Source organism: Streptomyces sp. P17 (assembly GCF_032436805.1).
Taxonomy (GTDB): domain Bacteria; phylum Actinomycetota; class Actinomycetes; order Streptomycetales; family Streptomycetaceae; genus Streptomyces.
In genome coordinates, this window is sequence record NZ_JAVRBF010001514.1 from 1 (window position 1) to 234 (window position 234).

At 32.5% G+C, this 234-nt stretch carries 1 protein-coding gene; it reads right to left on the reverse strand.

The window, feature by feature from the left end; translation table 11 throughout:
- The coding region (locus RMT89_RS45530; RefSeq protein ID WP_315889619.1) for a hypothetical protein at positions 1–234 on the reverse strand (234 nt) is incomplete at both ends.

Consider the following 234-nt stretch of genomic DNA (forward strand, 5'->3'; position numbering starts at 1 on the left):
TCACCGAGCTTCCTTGAAACTGATAATACTTTTGATGGCGATATTAAAATATTCTGGAACTCTCCCGATTTAAAATTTACATCCTCAAACTTTTCTTTCCAAATGCCAACTCCCCATGCTGAATATGCTTTCAAGCATAGGTTATCTGTTGGATTGACATTTTTATAATTTATTGGGTAATTGTAACCACATACTGAAAATACAGTTTCATCATTTTCAAACTTGTCCAAATTA